Origin of the sequence: Lentibacillus cibarius (assembly GCF_005887555.1) — a bacterium.
Lineage (GTDB): Bacteria > Bacillota > Bacilli > Bacillales > Amphibacillaceae > Lentibacillus > Lentibacillus cibarius.
The window spans coordinates 2,836,887-2,859,771 of sequence record NZ_VCIA01000001.1 but is presented as its reverse complement, the minus strand read 5'-3'; the positions used below and the strand labels follow the sequence as shown (position 1 = coordinate 2,859,771).

General features: G+C 43.2%; 25 protein-coding genes. 10 read left to right on the top strand and 15 right to left on the bottom strand.

Annotation, left to right across the window (positions count from 1 at the left end; translation table 11 throughout):
* Positions 1–12: 12 nt before the first annotated feature.
* Both FFL34_RS14010 and FFL34_RS14005 read right to left on the bottom strand, forming a co-directional pair.
* Positions 13–327 carry a hypothetical protein gene (locus FFL34_RS14010; RefSeq protein ID WP_138603969.1) on the bottom strand — a complete coding sequence of 105 codons (315 nt, stop codon included), beginning with the start codon at positions 325–327 and terminating at the stop codon, positions 13–15.
* A gap of 23 nt (positions 328–350) precedes the next feature.
* On the bottom strand, positions 351–767 hold the full coding sequence (locus FFL34_RS14005; protein ID WP_138603968.1) for a hypothetical protein: 417 nt from the start codon (positions 765–767) through the stop codon (positions 351–353).
* 205 nt (positions 768–972) lie between these two features.
* Here FFL34_RS14005 and yppF point away from each other — a divergent pair, with 205 nt between their 5' ends.
* On the top strand, positions 973–1,158 hold the full coding sequence (gene yppF, locus FFL34_RS14000; protein ID WP_138603967.1) for a YppF family protein: 186 nt from the start codon (positions 973–975) through the stop codon (positions 1,156–1,158).
* A gap of 33 nt (positions 1,159–1,191) precedes the next feature.
* Here yppF and FFL34_RS13995 read toward each other — a convergent pair whose 3' ends face one another.
* Both FFL34_RS13995 and FFL34_RS13990 read right to left on the bottom strand, forming a co-directional pair.
* Positions 1,192–2,685, bottom strand: coding sequence for an alpha-amylase family glycosyl hydrolase (locus FFL34_RS13995; RefSeq protein ID WP_138603966.1), 1,494 nt, complete (start codon positions 2,683–2,685; stop codon positions 1,192–1,194).
* A gap of 211 nt (positions 2,686–2,896) precedes the next feature.
* Entirely contained in the window at positions 2,897–3,262 is a 366-nt protein-coding gene (locus FFL34_RS13990; RefSeq protein WP_138603965.1) for a YisL family protein, read from the bottom strand.
* A 384-nt stretch (positions 3,263–3,646) separates the two neighbouring features.
* Between FFL34_RS13990 and FFL34_RS13985 the strand changes: the two genes are divergently transcribed.
* The 8 genes from FFL34_RS13985 (at position 3,647) to FFL34_RS13950 (ending at position 8,284) form a co-directional block, all read left to right on the top strand.
* Complete coding sequence (locus FFL34_RS13985) at positions 3,647–4,843, top strand: ornithine--oxo-acid transaminase (protein WP_138603964.1); 1,197 nt, start codon at positions 3,647–3,649, stop codon at positions 4,841–4,843.
* Between the two features lie 734 nt (positions 4,844–5,577).
* Complete coding sequence (locus FFL34_RS13980) at positions 5,578–6,114, top strand: CBO0543 family protein (RefSeq protein WP_138603963.1); 537 nt, start codon at positions 5,578–5,580, stop codon at positions 6,112–6,114.
* A 274-nt stretch (positions 6,115–6,388) separates the two neighbouring features.
* On the top strand, positions 6,389–6,604 hold the full coding sequence (locus FFL34_RS13975) for a spore germination protein (protein WP_138603962.1): 216 nt from the start codon (positions 6,389–6,391) through the stop codon (positions 6,602–6,604).
* Positions 6,605–6,623: 19 nt separating this feature from the next.
* Positions 6,624–6,830, top strand: coding sequence for a spore germination protein GerPB (locus tag FFL34_RS13970; RefSeq protein WP_138603961.1), 207 nt, complete (start codon positions 6,624–6,626; stop codon positions 6,828–6,830).
* A 63-nt stretch (positions 6,831–6,893) separates the two neighbouring features.
* Entirely contained in the window at positions 6,894–7,448 is a 555-nt protein-coding gene (gene gerPC, locus FFL34_RS13965; protein ID WP_138603960.1) for a spore germination protein GerPC, read from the top strand.
* On the top strand, positions 7,445–7,618 hold the full coding sequence (locus FFL34_RS13960) for a spore gernimation protein GerPD (RefSeq protein ID WP_138603959.1): 174 nt from the start codon (positions 7,445–7,447) through the stop codon (positions 7,616–7,618). The genes gerPC and FFL34_RS13960 overlap by 4 nt, the downstream gene beginning before the upstream one ends.
* Before the next feature lie 7 nt (positions 7,619–7,625).
* Positions 7,626–8,024: a spore germination protein GerPE gene (locus FFL34_RS13955; RefSeq protein WP_138603958.1), complete on the top strand. Its 399-nt coding sequence runs from the start codon at positions 7,626–7,628 to the stop codon at positions 8,022–8,024.
* A 41-nt stretch (positions 8,025–8,065) separates the two neighbouring features.
* The gene (locus FFL34_RS13950; RefSeq protein WP_138603957.1) at positions 8,066–8,284 is read left to right on the top strand and encodes a spore germination protein; all 219 of its coding nucleotides are present in this window, start codon (positions 8,066–8,068) and stop codon (positions 8,282–8,284) included.
* A gap of 124 nt (positions 8,285–8,408) precedes the next feature.
* Here FFL34_RS13950 and FFL34_RS13945 read toward each other — a convergent pair whose 3' ends face one another.
* The 9 genes from FFL34_RS13945 to FFL34_RS13905 form a co-directional block, all read right to left on the bottom strand.
* Complete coding sequence (locus tag FFL34_RS13945; RefSeq protein ID WP_171046385.1) at positions 8,409–8,984, bottom strand: hypothetical protein; 576 nt, start codon at positions 8,982–8,984, stop codon at positions 8,409–8,411.
* Positions 8,984–9,622 (bottom strand): SCO family protein, encoded by a 639-nt coding sequence (locus FFL34_RS13940; RefSeq protein ID WP_138603955.1) that lies wholly within the window; start codon positions 9,620–9,622, stop codon positions 8,984–8,986. Before FFL34_RS13940 ends, FFL34_RS13945 begins: the two co-directional genes overlap by 1 nt.
* A 670-nt stretch (positions 9,623–10,292) precedes the next feature.
* A complete protein-coding gene (locus FFL34_RS13935; RefSeq protein ID WP_138603954.1) occupies positions 10,293–11,972 on the bottom strand; it encodes a cbb3-type cytochrome c oxidase subunit I in 1,680 nt (559 codons plus the stop codon).
* A gap of 12 nt (positions 11,973–11,984) precedes the next feature.
* Positions 11,985–12,446 (bottom strand): cytochrome c oxidase subunit II, encoded by a 462-nt coding sequence (locus FFL34_RS13930; RefSeq protein WP_138603953.1) that lies wholly within the window; start codon positions 12,444–12,446, stop codon positions 11,985–11,987.
* 14 nt (positions 12,447–12,460) lie between these two features.
* A complete protein-coding gene (locus FFL34_RS13925; RefSeq protein ID WP_138603952.1) occupies positions 12,461–12,604 on the bottom strand; it encodes a cytochrome c oxidase subunit 2A in 144 nt (47 codons plus the stop codon).
* Between the two features lie 230 nt (positions 12,605–12,834).
* Positions 12,835–16,551 carry a helicase-exonuclease AddAB subunit AddA gene (addA, locus tag FFL34_RS13920; RefSeq protein ID WP_138603951.1) on the bottom strand — a complete coding sequence of 1,239 codons (3,717 nt, stop codon included), beginning with the start codon at positions 16,549–16,551 and terminating at the stop codon, positions 12,835–12,837.
* Positions 16,551–20,042 (bottom strand): helicase-exonuclease AddAB subunit AddB, encoded by a 3,492-nt coding sequence (gene addB, locus FFL34_RS13915; protein WP_138603950.1) that lies wholly within the window; start codon positions 20,040–20,042, stop codon positions 16,551–16,553. Before addB ends, addA begins: the two co-directional genes overlap by 1 nt.
* A gap of 102 nt (positions 20,043–20,144) precedes the next feature.
* Positions 20,145–20,693 (bottom strand): signal peptidase I, encoded by a 549-nt coding sequence (gene lepB / locus FFL34_RS13910; RefSeq protein WP_138603949.1) that lies wholly within the window; start codon positions 20,691–20,693, stop codon positions 20,145–20,147.
* Positions 20,694–20,767: 74 nt separating this feature from the next.
* Positions 20,768–21,430, bottom strand: a complete 663-nt coding sequence (locus tag FFL34_RS13905) for a TVP38/TMEM64 family protein (protein WP_138603948.1) — start codon at positions 21,428–21,430, stop codon at positions 20,768–20,770.
* Between the two features lie 195 nt (positions 21,431–21,625).
* Between FFL34_RS13905 and FFL34_RS13900 the strand changes: the two genes are divergently transcribed.
* On the top strand, positions 21,626–22,066 hold the full coding sequence (locus FFL34_RS13900) for a hypothetical protein (protein ID WP_138603947.1): 441 nt from the start codon (positions 21,626–21,628) through the stop codon (positions 22,064–22,066).
* Here FFL34_RS13900 and FFL34_RS13895 read toward each other — a convergent pair.
* The gene (locus FFL34_RS13895) at positions 21,963–22,436 is read right to left on the bottom strand and encodes a competence protein ComK (protein ID WP_234031572.1); all 474 of its coding nucleotides are present in this window, start codon (positions 22,434–22,436) and stop codon (positions 21,963–21,965) included. The genes FFL34_RS13900 and FFL34_RS13895 overlap by 104 nt on opposite strands.
* 171 nt (positions 22,437–22,607) lie before the next feature.
* Complete coding sequence (locus FFL34_RS18320) at positions 22,608–22,748, bottom strand: hypothetical protein (RefSeq protein ID WP_171046384.1); 141 nt, start codon at positions 22,746–22,748, stop codon at positions 22,608–22,610.
* Positions 22,749–22,885 lie beyond the last annotated feature (137 nt).

The window sequence follows — 22,885 nt, the reverse complement described above, 5'->3', positions numbered from 1 at the left end:
TCCCCTCGCTTTCTATGGTTTGACCATTTTAAAATAGTCTGCTATAAGCACTTCCTTACACGTCTTCTGTACTTCTTCACAAAAAGCCGCAAAGTCACTGTCCGTTTCATGCAGCGCCTTTTCTGGAAAGTCTTGTATCTTCTCCTGTCCAAACCGCTCACCAAAGCGGACAGACACACTTACATAAGCATCTTTTTTTCTGGCTGTAGCCTGCACGTCAAATGAATGGATGTTATGTTCCTGAAGCTTCTCGATTAAACATTTATACGCACTCGGATACATCGTACGCAACAAATTACTGTTCTGTTTTGTCTGTACTGTTTTCAACACGTACACCTCCAGCTTGTCATTTAATGCTCAGGCAAAATTCTCTCTTCCTCTTGGTTATGCAATTCATCCACGAGAATCAGCGCCTGAAAACGTTGCAACGCATGGTATGTTGCACCATCACGTTCCAATATGCTATTTAACTCTTGTGCCAACAAACGCATCAAATCATGATCTCGTGTTAACGCAACAATATGATCATGTTGTTCCGGTGACTGCTCGGCAATCTCTTTATATAAACCTTTTTCTTCTGCATCAGCATGTGCCAGGGTGCGCGTTTCCCAATGTTCCAGCAAAATAAAAGCGGTTTCCAGAGCATCAGCTGTATCTCCGCTTTTCAGCAAGTTCGCATATACATTGGTAAGCTCTCTGGCCTCCTGCAATGCGGCTTCGTGAATGGATGCATGACTGTCAGCTTTACGCAATGCTGGTCCTGCCATTTCATCACTCTCCTTTATTTCCTATTATTACCTGCATCATTGGATGATATACGGAAATGAAGGGGCTTTTTTCCAGGTGTGGTAAATGCTCAGAAAAATTTATTCGCAGTGAGATTCATGTTAGGAAGGATAAACTATCATGATTCTATTATCCCCAGCATATATTTCTGTTAAATCCACTTATACCGAAATGGGGGGGAAATGAATGAGCATTTTTGAACTAATAACGATTTTTGAGAGGGAACGAAACGAACCACCGGCGTCTATCAATGCTCTGTTGGATTTTTATCAGCATAAATATATTACAGGTGATATTGACATCAGTCATTACCGGAACATTTACCATTACTTACATCGACAAGGTGCCATCTCCGCCCATGAATATGCGTGAAGCCTTCAAGAACAAAAAGCAGGAAGCTGTCCATTAGGCATCAGCTTCCTGCTTTTTGTTTTTCCTGTTTATATAGAATATCCCTGCGATAAAGATGATAAAAATTCCTGCTATCGGTACAATTAGAAGCCAGTTCAACCCGGTATCATTCTGGATGACATAAACTTCCGCGGTTTCCCTTGCCAATCCTATTCTGAACTTCCCATTGTCATTTGCCCGGACAAGATTGTCACCAAGCAGTCCTTTCAACTGCTTATCGTTCGAGATGTCGTCGACAATGATAGAGCGTGAATGCGTATCATTATTGATCGCAATAAAGACCGTTTCCCCTTCAAAGGAACGTTTGAACACACTCATGGAACCATCCGATCCGGCAAGTTCATAGTCACCGTGCTGCAGTGCCGGAAATTCTGAGCGGAGTGCGGCAATGCGACCGGCGAATTTTTTCAAATCATCATCCGCACTGTTCCATTGCACAAAGCGATGATTATCACTTAAACTTTCACCACCCATCGGAATCTCAGATCCTTGCCAAATCATTGGTGCACCCGGGGCAGTGTAAAGATAAGTTAATGCCAACTTCCATGTTGTCAATGGGTTTCGGCCATTTTTCAAAAGTTTGGTTGTAAACCGCTCCGTCTGTTTGCTATCCAGATAGTTCAATCCCTGTTTCTTTCCATTTTCAGTCCAAGTATCATAAATCGCTTCAACCGGTGCTCCGGGATCAGCTAGCGTTTCGACCATGGACGGTTGCAATGTATGATCCTCAACAGCATCCAGTGTCTCTATGTCCGAAAGCCATCCGTCATAATTAGCTGGCTCGAGAATAGATGCAAGCTGGAAAAACGACGGGTCTTGCTTATTGATATGTGTTGACAGCTGCTGCAGAAAGTCTTTGTTTGCTTTATCCGCCGCGTGAAACAGGTAACCATCAATGTTTGCTTCTTTTATCCAGAAATCGGCTGTTTCCTCGAGAAATGTCTGGACTTCCGGATTCGTTTGATTCACCCTTTTCGTCTGATCCAGCCACTGCTGGGATGCTTCTGGATTCGTTTTGTGCACCCAATCGGATTTATTCGGATTATCCAGCATCGGATGCGTGTTGGACACATAATTGGTGACAAATTCAAGCACAACTTTGATATCGCGGTTATGTGCCTTTTCTACCAGCTTTTTCAAGTCCGCCATTGTACCATATTGTGGATCAACTTTCCGGAAGTTTTCCACCCAATAACCGTGGTAGCCATCTGGGGCATTATCCATAATCGGGGAAAGGGTCAGTGTCGTATACCCTAGTTCCTCGAAATGACCGAGCTTATCAATAATCCCTTGTAAATCGCCACCATGATAGGCGCGCGGATCATCTAAATCAATCTGTGCTTGTCGGGACTGATCACCATTGTTAAAACGGTCGACAAGAATATTATAAAATATTTCATCATTAACCGTTTCCTTTTCTTCAGCGGAAACCGGGCTTGCTATAACCACGAAAATGACAGCAGCCAGCAGTACTACGATTCTTTTCATATATGTACTCCTTCATAGTAAAATTAACATTCCCTTTCTATTATTGACGATTGATGCCAATAGTCAATCAGGAAACTGAAATTGTCGAAAATCAGTCACTTATTATAAGCTGTTTTCTTCCCATAGATTATATTGGTAACAACTCTTTTTTCAACGATTTAACCAAAAAAGGACCTCTCCCATTTGGAGAAGCCCAATTCGTTTTGCTATATTATGGCAACAAGCCCAGACCAAGTCGGCCAAACCCTAAGATTAATGTAAGAATAAAAGCAATGACAAGTTGAATCCACCAACTTTTTGTAGCTTCTTCTCTGCCGGACTTCAGACTAATCATTTCCATTGCAAAAATCATCCAGATGCCAGCCAGTGCTTTGAAAATGGCCTCACCCATTTGCGGACCATTAAAATAATAACTAAGCAGCGTGCCCCCGGAATACAATATTAGTAGGTAATCCAACCGAAGAATCATTTGCACGATTTTGGCACCTTTTGCTTTGCCTGACTTATTAAGTATAACGACAGCAATAAACAGAATAATTGCCAAAACCCATGCAGTTACATGTAAATGCGTATTCATCTTTTAACTGTTCCTCCTCCAATCATACTATAGCACCTAATCATAATTACCATCTTAACATGTCCTGTTGTAAAATTCATTTGAAAGTTAATTGGAAATCCAACTAAGTTCGGTACGTCCTGTGTGGGCGCCGGCACTAGTACGTCCTGGAATCCGGACGTGGCCTAACCTTGCAAGTAAAAGTTATATCGCTAAATTTTATAGTTTCTTATTCAAGAACAAAACTAGTATTTGCCTTTTCCACCGCAGGATATAACAATATTAAAACTAATGAATAATCCATATTTCTGCAAATCTTTAAAATTCGGATCATAGAAGCAAGTAAAACAGCACAAAAACTGTTATAATAAAAATGCAATGTATTTTTGAATTCGGAGGGATATTATGACTGAAACAAGTCAGCAGATCATTGATCAAACACAGGAATATGGTGCGAAAAACTATCATCCACTCCCTGTTGTCATAGCAAAAGCAGAAGGTGTTTGGGTTCGTGACCCGGAAGGCAACCGCTATATGGACATGCTCAGTTCCTATTCTGCGTTAAACCAGGGACACCGCCATCCGAAAATTGTTCAAGCGCTAAAAGACCAGGCGGACGCCGTTACCCTCACATCCCGAGCCTTTCATAACGATCAACTTGGACCATGGTATGAAAAAATCTGCAAACTAACAAATAAGGAAATGGCACTTCCGATGAACTCCGGTGCTGAAGCGGTTGAAACGGCATTTAAAGCCGCCCGCCGCTGGGCATATGATGTCAAAGGCGTTCAAGAAGACCAGGCAGAAGTCATTGTCTGTGAAGGAAACTTCCATGGCCGGACAATGACAGCCGTCTCCCTTTCATCTGAGGCTGAATACCAGCGCGGATATGGGCCGTTGCTGCCAGGCATCAAAGTTATCCCATATGGTGACGTTGATGCTTTAAGAAATGCCATCACTGAAAACACGGCAGCCTTTCTGTTCGAACCAATACAGGGGGAAGCGGGTATCAACATACCGCCGGAAGGATTTTTGAAAGAAGCGTATGACGTCTGTTCCGCCAACAACGTCCTATATATGGCCGATGAAATTCAGGCTGGACTTGGCCGAACCGGAAAAATGTTCGCCTGCGATTGGGAAGATGTCGTACCAGATGTCCTGATTCTCGGCAAAGCACTCGGCGGTGGTATCATGCCTATTTCCTGCGTTGTTGCTAACAAAGATATTCTTGGCGTTTTTAACCCGGGATCACACGGATCGACATTTGGCGGAAATCCGCTTGCTTGTGCCGTTTCCACCGCATCACTGGAAGTACTCGAGGAAGAGAAACTGGCTGATCGCTCGCTGAAACTAGGCAATTACATGATGGATGAACTGACAAAGATCAATAATCCGAAAATCAAGGAAGTACGGGGCAAAGGCCTATTCATCGGTGTGGAACTCACCGAACCAGCCCGCCCGTACTGTGAAGCACTAAAGGAAAAAGGCCTACTATGCAAAGAAACACACGATAACGTCATCCGATTTGCACCACCGCTCGTTATCGAACAAGAAGATCTTGACTGGGCAATTGGCCATATTAAAGAAGTATTGGCAGGCTAAACATCACCAAAAGGGCAGCTCCACCACATGAAGTGCCTAAGCAAGTTCACTCACTGCGGAGAAAATGCAACTAACATTACAAATAGCACACAAATTGACTTTGCTTAGAAAAACTATTTTCACATTCGATTTAAAGAGTTAAAAACGCTTGGATAGATTATAACTTATCCAAGCGTTTTTTACTTTGTTTTTATTGTCTTACTCCACAGTTGCGCCCTTTAATGAGGCTGCAAAAACTTATTACCATTTACTGCTGATATAGGATCTTTTTTTATCGTGTTTAGTAAAAAGTTCCCAATATGCTTCAGCAATCCGATCTGGATCAAAAAATGTTCCTGATTTCACTGCGCCGCCTATGTCAACCTGCAAGTCCAAACAACAGCTACTGCAACAACTACCAGTAAAGTCATTGCTACTACAACAATGACTTTCTCCCAGAGCTTCAAAGCAAACCATCCTCTACTTATACACTCTGTAACACTAAATTCCTATCATATTTTCGGTTATTCGATTAATGCCCCAATGAAGGCATCACAGGCGCACGACTTATTCCGCGAAAGTGCCCGATTGTGGGAATTTCTCTAACCTATAGTACATTTTAACGTAACTATGAGGTAATTAGAATAAGACAATTCTTTATTGGAAAATTAATTATGAAGATTCCTTTTGAATTAACCCTGTGGGTGAACTTTTTAGCATAATAAACATAATGTTTTTGGCGGTGGATTTTAGCAATGAAATTTATCCTTAGTTCAATTTTTCTCCAAATAATACAACCTTTAATATTTTTAATAGCTGTTTTTATTTGGGGTGATTGGAGAAATTGGAGGAATTATTATCCGACCATTTTATTTATTATTTGCATGGATTTCTTTAGCAGTATTTTAATGTACCCGCATCCTCTTTGGAGGTATGAAGAATCTCTTTTACTTCCAAACCACACATTAACTGACTATTTTATTTCCCTTTCGATGTATCCAGCTGTCGTATTGATTTTTCTTGCAAATTATCCCCAAAAAAAGATGGCACAAATAGTTTGGATTCTTTTATGGATTTTCATTTTTAATTTGAATGAATATATTTCAATTGTATCCGGATTGGGGACTTATCATAACGGCTGGAATTACGCTTGGTCTGTTCTCTTTAACTGTGCTATTTTCCCTACATTACGCCTTCACCACAGCAGACCATTGTGGGCATGGTTGATAGGTATTCCGATTGGGGCATTCATAATCATGTATTTTGATTTTTCAATTGAGATGATGAAGTAACCATTGAAAGGACAGGGATAGGTTCATTGCCCTGGATTAAAATTATCCTTTATTTGGTAAGATTCACCTATAATAATTGCGTCCATTTTGACATAATACGTTCATATAAAACCTGCTCTTTTTAAGAATAACTGGTTGAACAAACAAAAAAAAAGGTGTCAATTCTATGGATAATTTTATACTGCGGTCTCTACTGGCAAGCAGAATTCCTCGCTTTATGGTTTCAAAAATCCGCTTCTGTACATAAACTATATACATAAAAGGAGGAAGTGCGATGCCAGCAAAAGTAGGTGCAGTTAAAGTAAACAACATCGGCAATTCCAGCATCTTTAACATCGGTGACGTCTATTCCATGTGTCCGGAAAGCACTGCAAAAACCTATGCTGGCGGTGGGTCTTTTAATACCGGTGACGGGACATACATTAGGCTTGGACAGTCAAACACGTACGTAAAGGATAATGATAAGGCGGATCAAAATATCCTTTCCTAACAGAATGGAGGTATCCCTTATGCATCTCACTATTCACCAATCCATTTCAATTCAATTCATTAAAGTTGGATCGATATCAAATTCATCTGTGCTACAGATTGGCAGCACTGGCAGCATTCAGTCGAAAGCTGATATTTATAATACAGGCGGTTATACTGAGCCCGCTGAGCCGGCCGAACCGATTGGCGAGTCCGCTATCATCCGTTTGCAAAAACCAGAAACGTAACACTTCGTAAGTATATGCATATGTTGTGTGTAGGTCTTTGCCCAGCCAAAAGGAGGACACCTCATGAACAACTGGAATGACTACATCTACTATCTCCATCAGCGGATTGATGAACAAGACCAGTTCATCCGGTCACTCGAATCGAGAATGCAAGTCATCGAAAATGATAACAACCAGAAAAAAGAGCAAACCGTTGAAAAAGTGGAATACAATTTTGACCAACTGAAAATAGAAAAACTTGATGGGACACTGCATATCGGCCTATCCCCGAATGACCTGAAAGACATAGAAGACCTATCCGTTCCTGATTCTGGCAAGTCTTCGCTTAAACGGCAACTGCTGACAGAGCTAAACGGTTATTTGAATAATAATGGCGAACAACTTATCCGGGAAATGGCAGCACAATACCAAATTGCTCCGGATACCATCGATCCGGCCGTTCTTACAGAGGATATTGCTAAACAGTTGCCTGATCGAATTGCCTTTTATGAGGAAGAGGCTAAGCGTAATCAGCGCAACCTTCATGAGGAAGAGACGAAAACGTATATTGCGGATCAGATTAAACAAGAAATTCGCCACTCCTTAAGCAAATATATGGAAGGGGATGATAACAGATGAATATGGAAGTACACAATTGGGAGCTTTGTGTCGATCAGGTTGACATCGGTACTGTAACAGCATCGTCTGTGTTCCTGATTGGTGATAACGAACGATTTGTGCTCTCGTCTTTCTTTGACACCCCGCCTGAGGCAGCCACCATTGGCACCATTGTTCCTTTATCCGGGTGATGAGAGCATGCAGCAGCGTACATCTTCCGTTCGAAACATTAAATTAAACGGCTTAACATACAGCAGCATCTTTAATATCGGTGACGCCGTATGTGCCCGTACAAAAGCCAAGGGAATAGCCGTTCAAAAAGAAGGCGCCATTTTCTCTGGTGATGATGGCGTGCGATTTGAAAACTATTCCCTATTTGACATGGAAGCGAATTTACCGGAGCAACAACAACCCGTTCAGAAAACCACACTTCAGCATAAAGAAACCATCCATGTGGGGGACATCAACTTATTAGGTGTCAGTCAAGCTGCTATTTTCCAAGTAGGCAGTATCCGCGAAGTGACCAGTGAGGCACGAATCAAACATTTCCGCCGATTAATGGACGACAATACACACACGAACCAAGCGGATTCATAAGCTATCATAGTTCATCAATTTCAACCTAAGAAGGTGTTATTATGCCATCAATGGTAGGACCAATTAAGATAAATAGTGTTGGCGGGGGTGTCGTTAATTTTGGTGATTCTTTTTACCTGTCACCGAAAAGCTCCTCCAAAACAAGCACCGGCTCGGGATCACAGAATACTGGTGATTTTATCTGTACGAATAACGGCGTCAGTTCAACTAACCCACTGGATCCCGATATCAGTGACCAGAATGTTTCTGCCAACGCATAAACGATCTGTCAGTGCTTTAGATGACAGATCGTCTTTTTTATAACGTCAGAAAATATGAATGTTGAAAGGCTAAAAAACTTCGGCCTCGCTATAAGGTGGGGCCGAAGTTTTTCTAAATGGTTATTTAACTGCACTGCTCCGCTTCCTCATAAGCAGTCGTATCGATAAAAAATAACTGGATCACATAGACTAATAACAACGCACCGATAAACAACGACCCCCAGCCAAGTGTTTGCTGCTCTACTTGAAGATAGTTGTTGCAAATTTGACTGTCGGCTCCAATATACAACCAGGCCATCACTGAGAATACGATAATTAAAAATCCAAAAACGACCTTCTGTCCGACTGAACCAATTTTCTTCCAGCTATCCCTTAATGGAACGCCAGCAAGAAACGGTAAACTTACAAATTTAAACAGCTCCACCATTTGTATCGTCAATGCCTCATCCATCGCCCGCGGAACCATCCAATAACTCCAGATAACAGCGAATAAAAGAATACCCGGGATGCCGTTATGGTTCCACTTACTAAAAAACTGAGGGAATTTCAACTGGAAAAAGCGCCCCATCAGCAATCCGGAGATTACTAGAAGGGTCATTTGCATATGCATATGGACAATCATAATTGACTCCATAATGGTCGCCACAGGTGGGAGGACGAGAAAGATAAACAAGAGCATTCCATAAAATGACTGTTTCATTATTCATCGCCCTCCTGTCCCGATAGTATATCATTCACTTTGGCGGCAGCTTCGTCAACTAGCGTATAGTCCATTACTTGCTGCAGATGACCTGATTTACCGATTAAATAAAATGCACTGTTGTGGGTGAAATCACCATTTTCATTCGGAATAACAACGACTCCCAATTCATCAAGAAGCGAATCTAGTTCTTCCCTATCGTTAATTCTGGCCATTCGCCACGTTTCCCCATCACTGTCAAAATAGCCACGGTATTTTGTTAATGTCTTAGGGTCATCTCGTTCTGGATCAAAACTGATGCTTAAAAAAACAATATCTTCGTCAATATATTTTTCCGGTATTTGTTCGTAGACTTGTAACATGTTCATTTCCAGTTCCGGACAAACAGTTGTGCAGCTAGTGTACATAAACGTAACAAACACATACCTTCCATCAGCAAACTCGTCAAACGTGTACGTACGGCTCTTACTGTCTTCCAGCGTAACAGATGGAAATTCAGGTTTGTTTTGCAAGATGTCATAGGTGCGTGCGCTTTCCGCTGTAAATGCGTGAAACCCGTCAGTACCAAAATAAAACAACACAAAGCCAAAAACGATGACAACCACCACTGCGATTGTATTATGTCGGTTTTTGATCATAACGATCACTTCCCAAAGAATTTTAATATAAGCCTGTCTTCACCCTAGAGAACGAAACCCTACTTAACAATTTTTATAAACTGCGACGTAACTTTGTATGAGTGTTAAACCACCGCGCGGAAATACACTACGCTTTCCGTGGGCAGCTGATGAGCCTCCTCGTGCTGGGTGCTCGTCGTGTTGGAAGTGATTTCAGTGATGCAGCACTCCTCGCAACTCGTAGCTTATTCGGTAGAGGTAATGCTCGTTGCACTGCGGGGTCTCATCTAGGCTTTTGCTCCCACAGGAGTCTCCGTGTATTTCCTCCGCTGGTATTGTAGTTGTGATTTTATAATATTCACTTGATACTTAATTATATCTCTATTTTGATGGTTGGTTGGAGTGGAGGCCAGTCGACTCCTGCGGGAAAAGGAAGGCAGGCTAAGATCGCGACGTCCTGTCGCAACGCCTGCACTAGCACGTCCTGTGCGTCGAAGATCCCGCAGGAAGCGGTTTTCTTCCGAGGAAGCTGAAGCGTTGCCCGCGGAAAGCGACTGGCTGGAACGGAAATCAACATACCACTTATGTCGCATTAGATATCAACTACTTAAAAACAACATCATGTGTGAAAACAGCCTTATGGAAAGAGATAGTCCCAAATGAACGGACTATCTCTTTTACAAGTAACATATTACCATGTTTTGATTGGCGGTGATCCTGGAGATCCGTTCACGACAAAGTCTACGATTGGTACGACATAAGCCATAGCAACAACCATCAGCATCAGGATAATCCAGAGACTCCAACGTTCTGTCCAGAGTGGTGTTGGTAATGCATCATCTTCAGATTCACCAATTGGGAATTCCGTTTCGCCTTTTGGTGCAAAGAACATCATATTGAATACGGCATATACTTGGATGATGATGCCCAGAAGAAGCAATGTAGCACCAATTCCCATCACATATTCGTATGGAATCCAGCTCAGTGCTGTCTCATGGTCACCATAAGTTGTATAAGATGTCCGACGTGGGTCACCCAAAAGACCAACCATATGTTGTGAACCAGCCATCAGCAACATTCCGACTGTCCAAACAATCGTTTGAATGATCCCTAATTTGTTCATTTGCGGTGTCAGCTTGCGTTTTGAAATGAACGGAATCAAAAAGTAACAAATACCAAAGAACGTTAGCACAACCGACACGCCGACGGTTATGTGAAAGTGTCCGACAACCCAGAGTGTATTGTGAATAACTTGATTTATTTGGTTACTTGTATTGATTAACCCACCTGCACCACCAGGAATAAAGGCGATCATTGCAATCATCGGTGCTAGGAAACGTACATCGCCCCACGGCAGTTTCTTAAGCCAGCCGAATAATCCTTTTCCACCGTGCTTGCGACCTGCACGTTCCATGACGGCGAACATCGCAAATGCTGTCATAAGAGATGGGAATGCGATGGACACACTCATAAACACGTGCAGAAACTTAATGGATTCTGTGATTCCCGGATCAATAATCTGATGGTGGAATCCTCCAGGAATATTTAAAATAACAAGTAAAATGACGACAACCCTTGCCAGTTTATCACTGAACAGTCTTCCTCCAATAATTTTTGGGATTGCTACATACCATGCTGATGTGGCCACAATATACCAAATATTTACGAGTGTGTGGCCAAAACTCCAGAATAGTGTCCGGCTTACCATCACATTTACGGTTTCTTTCCAACCGAGTGACCATGGAATTAGCGTCAGCACTTCATAAGTTACACCAAGACTTCCGAAAAACCATAAAACGAACACACCCATGGTAAAGAATGCGAATAATGGTGTTACTTGACCTTTATGGTTTTTACGCCAATGATTATAGTTAATGAATACACCGAAACAGTTCGACCAGATTCCCAGTACAACAAATACCAGTCCAATATAGAATACAGGTGATGCTGCCATTGGCGGGTAGAATGTGTATAAGACAGACGCTTCATTGAACAGAATTGTTGCAACAACAAGTACAACCCCGACTAATATTAGGCCAAATCCTGTCCAGGCCATCTTACGGACTTTCGGAAGCAGTCCGCCAATTGTATGCGAAAACCCTGCATATAGATAGCCGATTGTAAAAGCAGCTGTAAAAATTAAAATTAATAGAATACCATGCGCCGTTAAAACCTGATAGTAATTTAGAAACGCTGGTAATTCCATAAGCCCGGCCCGCTGCAGACCTTGAAGCAGACCGAGAATACCGCCGATAAGCAATGTAATAAATGCTGTTGATAAATAGGCCTTGGATATGTTGGCATCGGCAGTATTTAATCCAAATATCTTCTTCGGATCATCACGAATAACATCTTTTAGCGGCTTTGCCATGCTATCACTCCTTTACTTCACCGTAATTTCAGTAGACATCAGCTGATGCCCTGCACCGCAATATTCATTACATAAAACGAGATAATTTCCCGGTTCATCAAACGTATGGGTAATTTTTTGAATACGACCAGGCATAACCATGGCATTTATGTTTGTTCCGGCAACCTGAAACCCATGTGTTACATCCTTCGATGTCATCGTGAACGTAACTTCTGCTCCTGCAGGTATTTCAATGTCACCAGGATTAAATGAAAATGTCTGTAAAGTCATGATTACTTCATATTCATTTTCGCCTCGCTTGTATACGCCAGGTTCATCAAAAGGTTCTATCTCGTCGACCTTTTGCGGGTCAATTGTTTCCATATTACTTGGCGGATTCATACCGAGCGCAAACCCTTGATAACCAACGATCACCATAAAAATAATAAGAATACCACCACTTAACGCTAACCATATCTCTTCCAGACGATGCATACTGTTTCCCCCCCTTATACTCTAGCCATATACAGTGCGAATACACCGGCCCACATGACGACGATAATAGCTGCTACAACTAAAACCGATGCAAACGTACCTTTTAAAGATTTTTCATCGTAATTATTTTGTGGAGCGTTCTGTTTTGAAGCTTTCATACGAAAACCTCCCTCCCTCTTAACTAAGTTCATTTACATCATAGTAATTGAGAGTCATTATCGAAGTGAACTGCATCACTTATTTATGTGATTTATATTACACTTTTGTTTTGTGGGAAGGATGGAGGTTTTTATTTAAAAAAAATTAAGGCCAAACCCTTGATTTGCCAAGGATTTGGCCTTAATGAGTCCTGGGAACGCCCTGTAACAATTTTGTCACAAGTGCTGGGCTACATTTCTAACTCGAGCTGTCGGGAAAAGAAATAAAGATGCACCGCTGTTACGGGTTTCTTCCAGATGCGTTCCAATGCTTCTTTATAAAGTTCCATTTGCACATCATAACGCTTGCGTAGCGTTTCTTTTGTCTGCTCGGTCACATCTACGGTAATGGTGTCTGTTTTGTAATCTAAAATTGCCCAGCCATCGTTCATTGGTATGACACAGTCGATCACACCTTGAATCAGTACCTGTTCGTTTGTATCACTCGTCCAATCAGCATAGACTTCGCTCGCGGGTAAGGACAGGCTGAATGGAACTTCCCGATAAACTTGTGCCGCGTTCATGATTGTTTGACCAATCGTTGTGGTGAAAAATTGTTCAATGGCCTCGGTATCAATCGCATCCGCTTCCTGCCTTGTAAGAAATTCTTTTTCCGCCAATGATTCCACAAATTCGGCGATCTTGTCTGATGGCATCGGTTTGGTTAGTGGAATATGCTGCATAACGGTATGCATTGCGGTCCCACGTTCGGCAGCGGTAATTTCTTTTTGTTTTTGCATAAACGCCGGCCGTCTGGTGATTGGCGGCTGAAACTTGGCAATAAACGCATCACCACTGTACTCATCCCTCTGTTCGCGCTGTCGCTTCAGCTCGGTAACTGTCTGTTTGGAACGGGCTTTAGCCGCTTGCTGGTATGGATATTGATACGACAGACGGTTGGCCACCGCTTCAGTATAGGCATTTTCCTCTACCTCCAACGGCTCCCAGTTTACTACTTTTTCCTGAAGCTGACTATCTGTCACTTCGGTATCATCCTCGAGATTGATGTAGGAACTTCCATGCACAACGGTCACTTTCCACTTTGATGGGTCAAGACGGATGGCTTCAAGTACCTTATCCGTGACTTCCACTGTTCGTAATGCATCATTCATCTGATGCCGGATTAACGCAGGTCCGACCCAATCCAAATACGACTTTGCTTTCACACGATCATGTGCCGGAAGTATCCAATCGGAATGATCGAGCATCTCCTCCCACTTTTCCTGCTTCTTAGCGAAAGAAGCGACATTGCCGATCATCAGCAGTTTCTCCTTCGCGCGCGTCATGGCAACGTACAGAACGCGCATTTCCTCGGCTAGTAACTCACGCAATTTTTTCTGTTTCATCGCATGAAAATACAACGTTGGATAGGTGATCCGTTTCACCGGATCGATATATTTACTGGCCATACCAAGGTCTTTATGCAGTAAATAACGGGCATTCAAATCCTGCATATTAAACTGTTTATCCATTGCTCCAAGGATGACAACCGGAAATTCCAGCCCTTTACTTTTATGGATTGTCATCATCCGGACCACATCTTCCTGCTCGCTGAGTGCACGTGCTGCACCTAAATCATCGCCACGCTCCTCCATCCGCTCGATGAACCGTAAAAATCGGAACAGCCCGCGGAATGATGTCGTTTCATAACCACGTGCCCGGTCATACAACGCCCTCAAGTTAGCCTGTCGCTGCCGTCCTCCCGGCATGCCGCCGACAAAGTCGTAATAGCCTGTTTCCCTATAAATCTGCCAAATCAACTCGGAAAGTGCTCCTTGGCGTGATGCGAGACGGTACCGACCAAGGTTTTCCAAAAAGTGACCGGCTTTTGTGGCTGTCTCACTTGTATTGCGCCGGTGATAAATGTTTAACGCGTCATAATAGGTTGCCTGTTTAGCAGCGAGACGTATCTGCCCGAGTTCTTCCTCATCCATTCCGACTATCGGTGATTTGAGGACGGAAGCAAGCGGGATGTCCTGTCTCGGGTTATCAATGACTTTCAAGAAGTTCAGCATGACTTTTACCTCAATGGCGTCAAAGTAGCCGGTGGAAAGATCAGCATAGACGGGTATGCCTTGTTTTTTCAGTTCATCCATAATCGTCGGTGCCCATGTCATCGAACGTAATAGAATAACGACATCCCGGTATTGCATGTCCCGCTGCGCATCGATTGTTTTATCATACACTTGTAACGGGGCATTCTCGTTTTGGCCTATCCATCCTTTGATTTTCTCTGCATATGCCCTGGCCTCTAGCTGGGCTTTTTCCAAATCCTTATATTCCGCTTCTTCCGGCGTGTCTTCTTGCTCATCCGGTGCTTCCCTGTCGATCATAACCAGTTCAGGTTCCGGATCTGCATGCGGGAGTAAATCATATCTATCATTGCTATATATTAATTCCGCATCTTCATCATAGTTAATTTCACCTAATTCCTCATCAAGAATCTGGCGAAAAATGAAGTTGGTGCCGATAAGCACATCTTTCCGGCTGCGGAAATTACTGGACAAATCAATGCGCTGGGCGTGATTGGTATCCGTCGCAAACCGTTTATACTTATCGATAAACAAGGAAGGTTCAGCATGACGGAAACGGTATATACTTTGTTTCACATCCCCAACCATGAACATGTTACCGGGCCCGTCCTGATCACTTATCAGCGACAGAATCGTTTCCTGAACAAGGTTGGTATCCTGATACTCATCAACAAGCAACTCCGTGAATTGCTCACGCAGACCGAGAGCCACATCAGAAGGCTGTACATGGCCGGGTTGTGATGTATCATCCATCAACAGCTGCAGGCAATCATGTTCAAGATCGGAAAAATCAACAATCGCCCGTTCGCGTTTTTGTTCGGTGAAACGGTACTTAAACTGTTTAACAAGCTCGGTTAGTTGTCTGATGACGGGCGCCAATTCCTGCATGTCACGCACATGCCCTGCCAGATCACGACTAAACCATCTATCCTTCATATCATTCCAGCGTTTTTTGTAACGGTCCCGTAATTTTTTAGCTTGATCCTTTTTCGCCTCATCACAGTCTGCTTTTTTTCCTGATAATCGTGCAAACGCACTGGAAACCATAAATGTTTGCAACGCATCCCAAGAATCAAGATGGACCCGTGCTTCCTGCAGATTGGCAAAATCAGCTTCAATTGTCTCCGCATAGTGGTACGGACCATCCGTTTCTCTCGTCAAGTCCATCGCCAGCTGCATCTCCTGCTGGATGGCGTCTAGCTCATTTCGGACCTCGTTTTTAATGATGGCTAGCCAGTCGAGGTCATCCTCTCGCCAGTTATCTGGGATATCATACACTTCGGAAAGACGATCCAACCATGCTTCCGGCCATGGATTCTGCATAGCAAATGTATACAATGTCAGAATAAGCTTTTCCACATCTGCATCACTGCGGTCACTGGAAAAACGGTCCACAACAGAAAAGAAGTCTGCCTGTGCCTGCCCTTCTTCCCCGTACCATTCCTCAAATAAGTCATCGATTACTTCCTGCTTGATCAGATCGGTTTCCATATTATCAGCAATCCTGAAGGCTGGATCAATATCAAGCAGATACGTATATTGCCGGACAATATCAAGGCAGAAGGAGTGCAATGTTGATATGGATGCACGCTGCAGCATGGACAACTGTTTTTTCAGATGATTGGACGACGGATTTTCGGCCAATTTGGCTTCCAGGGCTTGCCCGACACGACTGCGCATCTCCTGTGCCGCAGCATTCGTAAATGTCACGACAAGAAGTGAGTCAATGTCGACCGGGTTATCCGTTCGAACTAACTTTTGGATAATGCGTTCCACGAGCACGGCTGTTTTCCCTGATCCCGCGGCAGCTGCAACAAGGACATCACTGCCATCTGTATAAATTGCTTCTTCCTGTTTTTGCGTCCAGGCAGCCATCACGATTCCCCCTTATAACGAAGCTTGTCCAACACTTCTTCGTCTTTCATATCTGGCAGCTTCCGGTAATTATTTTCCTCTAGCGTCGGATCGAATTGGCAGACGGACAGAAATGGGCAATAGGTGCACGGAACTGTTTGCTTATATTGATACGGGTTCAGATGGACACCGCCTGATGTTATATCAATACCGGCCTGTGTCATCAGATGATGGATATGATCTTGCAGGCTTCTAAATGTGTCGCTGTCGGCAATTTTAGAGTTACTGTGAAATCCGCCGTTCTTTTTCACACCGGCAGGAATCATCTGGCTCTTGCCTGATTCGAGTGACGTATCCATCAGCTTGACGATTTGCTCATCTGAGAGTAATAGCCCTTGCATTTTATATTTTTTGAACAGTTCCTTTTCTATTTCAGCATCGGTCATTTGTCTGCTGGTAGAAATCATCGGGTTGTGTACATGAAAATAAAGTACCCCGGCTGGTGTTGCCTTCACACCGAGCCATTGTTCGGATTCGGACAGTACAACATCCAAATAAGTCAGCATTTGCAGCGCCAGTCCGTAATAGACTTCTAGCAAATTCAGCCCTTTTTCACTTGATTTATAGTCGATAATCCGTAAAAACAATCCATCATCATTCTCTGCTTTATCTACACGGTCAATCCGTCCGCGCAGCATCAGTTCAAACCCATTCGGCAATGATAACTTAACCGGACCAAGCGGCTGCTGATCACCGAAACCAAGTTCAAGCCCGACCGGTGTGAACGCACTGTTCCGGGCTTGTTCGCTTAAAATGTATGTTGCCCTTGTAATCACTTCCTGCAGCTTCTCCTGAATATATTTATACCGATTGGAACTGTGCAAAATCTGGTGCTGCAGTGCTGGTGCCAGTTTTTCGACAGCCTGGCGTGCATAGCCCGCACTATCCTTTTTCGTCAGTTGGGCAAATTCCCTTCCCTCAGCCTGAATCCATTCGGTGATTTTTTTCAGTGCCTCATGAAAAAGTTGACCAATATCAGGGGCATCCAGCTTATACGTTTTTCGTTCCTGCAGGTTCAGACTATAGTTTGCAAAGTGCTGATACGAACAGCGGTAATACGATTCCAGCCTGGAGACACTCGCTTTCACCTGTTTCGGATACAGTTCGTCCATCGTCTCTTTCGTCAAATTCGCTGGGCGGTTCTGATAGTACAGGCTTTGCAAGATCTTATAAGTTGTACCGTGTTTTGGCTCATGTTTTATATACCAGTTCAAGACATGCCACCATACATCTTTCACTGGATAGCCTTTCCGGACGCGGGCTAATTGGGCAGTCAGTGCAGCCCTTGTCTTTACAGGCGTCGTAATAAATCGCTCGGCATCCACCAGTTCATCGGGATCCTGCAGCAGCAGATGTTCCGAACATGCCGGAAACAATTCTTCCAGCCGGTTAATGAGCTGGGAAGGCATGTTAGACTTTCCTTCCTCATCACTCAACGGATAACTGACCCATAAATAATCATTCGCCGCCGTAAACGCCAGATACATATAAAACCAATCATCTAGCAGCTGGCGTTTACTGCTTTCCGCTAGTTGCATCCCAAGCGCCGCCAGTGTGTCACGCTCCTGTTCATTGATCATGCCGTCCTCGGCCGGCTTCATTGGCCATATACCATCATTTACCCCAAGCAATAACGAACACTTCATGCCACTTATCCGTGACCGATCAATCGTACCAACGATAACATGATCAATGCTTGGTGGTACGTGGGCAAATGTCAACGATTCAAACCCAGCTTCAATCGCCGAACGAAATGTTTTCAGTGACATCGTTTCGTCCCCTGCCATCTCGACCATTTCGTCGAATAACTGGATCACTGCATTCCACACTTGTTCCTGCTCCCGCGCCTTTTCGATTTTCCCTTCTTCGTCGTACATTTGCTGCATCTGTTCCAATCGATTAGGTACATTCAGCTTCTCCAGCAATAGATAAACGACTTCACACCGGTCCTGTACCGTTTTTGCCTTTCGAATATCACGGTCAAACGCCTGCAATGCCTGAACCACCTGGCTGCGATATGCGTTTATCCGTTTTTGTGTTTCCTTTTCTTTATCGGTCTGGGCTGACTGATCAAACCCGCGAAAACGCTGAAAGATCCATTCTTCATCACCGAGCCAACGTTCCCGTGAACGAATGCCGTATTCCAATACATAGTTTTCCAGTTCATCAATTGCGTCATTATCCAGTGGGTATTGTGAATCAACAGACGGAATGAAGCCTGTCTTTAACACACGGAAAACAGCATCATAGCGCCAATTTCCATCTGCCATTTCCAACACGGACCGAATCAGTTCAATCAATGAATGGTTAAGCATCGTACGTTTTTCATCAATAAAAACCGGAATGTCATGATCATTGAAAATCGTTTCGATCAAATCATGGTACACCTCGGTCTGCCGGATGAACACAGCTATATCACGAAATCGATAATGTTCTTCACGGACGAGGCGGAGAATTTCCTGGGCAGCACCTTCTAATTCTGCTCGCGGATGAACCGCTTCAGCAATTTGAATGGGCGCCTCCCCTTTATAAGCCGGTGCAGGACGTGTGTCAAAATGCTGTTCCAGATGGGAAAAATATGGACGGTTGCGCAATTTTCCTTCTTCAACCTGAAACACCTCTGTCCCTTCAATAGGAATACCGTTCGCCTCCGCTGTTGCCTGAAGCGTATAATACGTGTCTTTCGTTTGATAGAACAAGTCCAAGTCCGAAGGCGCGTCACCATCCGGAAGATTGGTTATCAATGACACCGTTACAGTACTGCACGTTTCCATGAGCGCTTCTACAACGAGTAGTTCTTTTGGGGACAAACGGTGGAAACCGTCCAAATAAATGGTTGCACCGTCGAGTGATGGCGCATCTTTTAGCTTGTCGGCCAGCAGCTGCAGTTGATCTTCACTATCTACATATTTTCCATGCAGTGCCATAGCTAATTTTTCATAAATATAAGCTAAATCATTCAGCTTCCCTGCTAATGCAACCTCACCGGGCTCCTGGTGAACAAATTGCTTCATCTGTTCTACTTGCATATAAAGCATGTCCGGTGTAATGCGATAACGTTTGAACTCGGTGATCATGCGCTCAAGTTGTTCCAGAAATCCTTGTTTTTCCAATGTTTTTTGAAATATATTCCAATCAGTTTCTTTTTCCTCGATGATTTTCCGGAGCATCATCTGTGTACCGACCGAACTAATAAATTGCCTTGTTCCGCCGCCGGTTTCCTGCAACACGCGATAAGCTAGCCGTGAAAAACTGATCACCTGTGCGCGTGTGCTTCCTTTTACTGTTTCGTCCTGAAATAGTGCATACTCCTGCTGAAACGTCATCTGTTCAGGTACAATATAATAGATAGGCGCACCTTGAGGATCATTGACCAGCGCTTCTTTTATTTCTCTCAGAATTCTGTCGTTTTTGCCGGTTCCGGCGCGCCCTAATAAGAATCGGAGTCCCATCGCTTCCGCTCCCTTACCAAAAAATAAACCTATTCTCATTTTAGCAGAGAATAGGTTTGATGGCACTGATGTTATATGTAATCCCTTTTGCTATTATCTCGTTCAGCCAAAACTTAACTGGAGATCCGAAAATGGCCAGTATTTAATGTCCACTTTTCCAACAACCTCATCAATTGGGACAAAACCAATTTTGCGGCTGTCTAGGCTATTTCTTCGATTGTCTCCCATGACGAACAATTTCCCTTCAGGTACTTGTGTCTTTCCGGTTGTTCCTTCCAACGTGAAGTCGTCGGTATATGGTGTTACACTACTCGTTTTCTTAAACGACTTCAGAAATGGTTCTCCTATATAGTCTCCATTAATATACAGCTTATCACTTTTGTAAACAATGCTGTCTCCCGGCAAACCAATGACCCTTTTTACATAATCATCCCTTTCATTGGCATGGAACACAATAACGTCAAATCGGTCAACATCAGTCAGATTGTAAACTACTTTATTAACCATGAGCAGATTTCCATCATAAAGGGTCGGCTCCATCGATTCACCATTCACAATATAGCTTGCAAACAGCTGTGACCGGAAGATAAATGCCAAAGCAACAGCCAATAAAATAATTGGAATAACTCTCCGTATATAACTTTTTCTCATACCAGTTTTCCTCCAGGGTCTGTCTTGTAGAAATAGCGGGTGCTTCCGCTTTTTTAACAGCATACCCCGGTTATTTACTTTTTAACCTGTCGCTTTTCTGAAATTTCTTTTTCAGTGATTCTCCTGTTCAGCCGCCGTTCAAGGTATTTACCGAACACCCAGAACAGCAAAATGCACACCCCGACAACAATGGTTTTAACTGGCTTCGTGGCAAATTCCAATATGCTTGACCCAACATACGCGATGGAAAAAATCATGACCGATTTCCCCATTAGGACAGCAAGGATAAATTGCTGCATGCTTATTTTAGATAACCCTGATACAACATTGATGACCGACGAGGGTGAGAACGGAAAACACATCAACAGAAACAAAGGACCAAAGCCATGGCGCTCCACCCAGTTGGTTACCTTGTGGACTTGCTTGTTTCTGCGCATTGCTTTAAATATGCGCTTGTCCCCAAGCCGGCGAATCACTAAAAACACCACAATCGAGCCAGCACACGACCCCAGCCACGATAAAACGAACCCTTTCCAAAGGCCGTATGCCGCTGCATTAGCAAAAACAAACACAACAAGCGGCAAAAAAGGCAAAAACGCCTCTATAAATGGCAAAAGAATGCCCGGCAGTGGACCAAGACTTTCATATTCATTCAGTAATTCCAGGATATATTCATCCATTTTCTCCTGCTCAAGCCATAGTCTCCAATCCATCAAGCTGACGTTCAGCAAGTACATAGCATCATTGTCCCCTCACTCATTCCACGCATCTCTTTCACTGTATTTAGTGTTTCTATTTTCATTTTAAAATAAACTTCTAAATCTGCCTAGCAGAATATTCCTTGGCCTCTTTCTTGTCATTTTAGTGTATTTTTTTATTCATTTATCATATAATGGTTTTAGAACAAATGTTCGTTATATGGAGGGGTTAACATGCGTTGTCTGAATGATGAAGAATTGCAACTGGCTTCACGGTTTTTATTTCTATCCATGGCAATAACTGTCATACAGCAGGATATCCAGCATGTCCAGGCGGGAACATTTAAAATAAAGGAACCATATCTTGACATGCTGGAGGCGATGAACACGGAAGCCACGAATGAGCGCAAGGATTTGCGGAAAATGATGCGAGATAAAAGCATGCGGGTCGTTACGCTAAATAAAAATGATTCATTCTCTTCCTACTTATTCCTTTGTAACGGTCGTGAAGAAAAACGGAATTACTTTAACCCGGCCATCCGCAAAAAGGTGGAAATAATTATAAAGGAGCTTATGCATAAGGCTCTGCCACCATATCAGCGTTATTCCGTTGCACATACTTCAGCCGATTATCAAGAAGATACCGATACTGGGCCGTCCGCTGCACCTGATTGAGCATCGACCCAAAGGAAACATCCAGAAGCATAGTCCAGCCGTTCTTGAAAATAAATTCCGTTTGCCGATGAGGGTACTGATTCATTTGTTCAACATGAGAATGCGCAATCCACGAGCATTTGGGTTTCATCGGTGACGCGGTGGGAAAGAAATACATGCCACATGACGGGTCAATGGAAATCGGAGCTTTATGGGTAATGCCACAGATACCACGAGTGCCCTCCTGCCGACCTTTTAGACTTGATCCAAAAAACTTACACGCATCTTCAATAATCTTAGTGGGGGACTTATGCACAATGAATTTTTCCTGTTCTTCCAGTACAATCGTCCTTGGATCACCGTTATCATCGTAATCGGCTACGATGGCCATTGTGAGAGGGGTGACTTCATATGATGTAAGGTAAACATTATTTATCATATAACTTATCCTTTCTTTTACATGAAAAGAAAGAGGCCTGTCTACAATTTACCAGATTTATTGCAAAAATGATATAGAAATGTTCATTTTCTTAATAAAATTGACAAAAATCCGGCAAACACTTTAGCCGGATGATTTAGGATCATTTACATTTTGAAGCTGTGTAACGGGGTTCTGTTTGTCGCTATCCTGTCCGGGCATAATGTCGAACCCCGGATTTAATAAGGTGAATGTATCTAGTTCCGGTTGATCCTTTTTATACATTGCTACCAACTCCTTTTTAGCGTTATGTTGCACAGGTTATGGAGAATAATACAAAAATGTGCAGCGAATATACGAAAAAAAAGCTGGAAGAATCCATAAAAACAGCGGATATCTCCTGATTAGGATTAAGGGGTGCA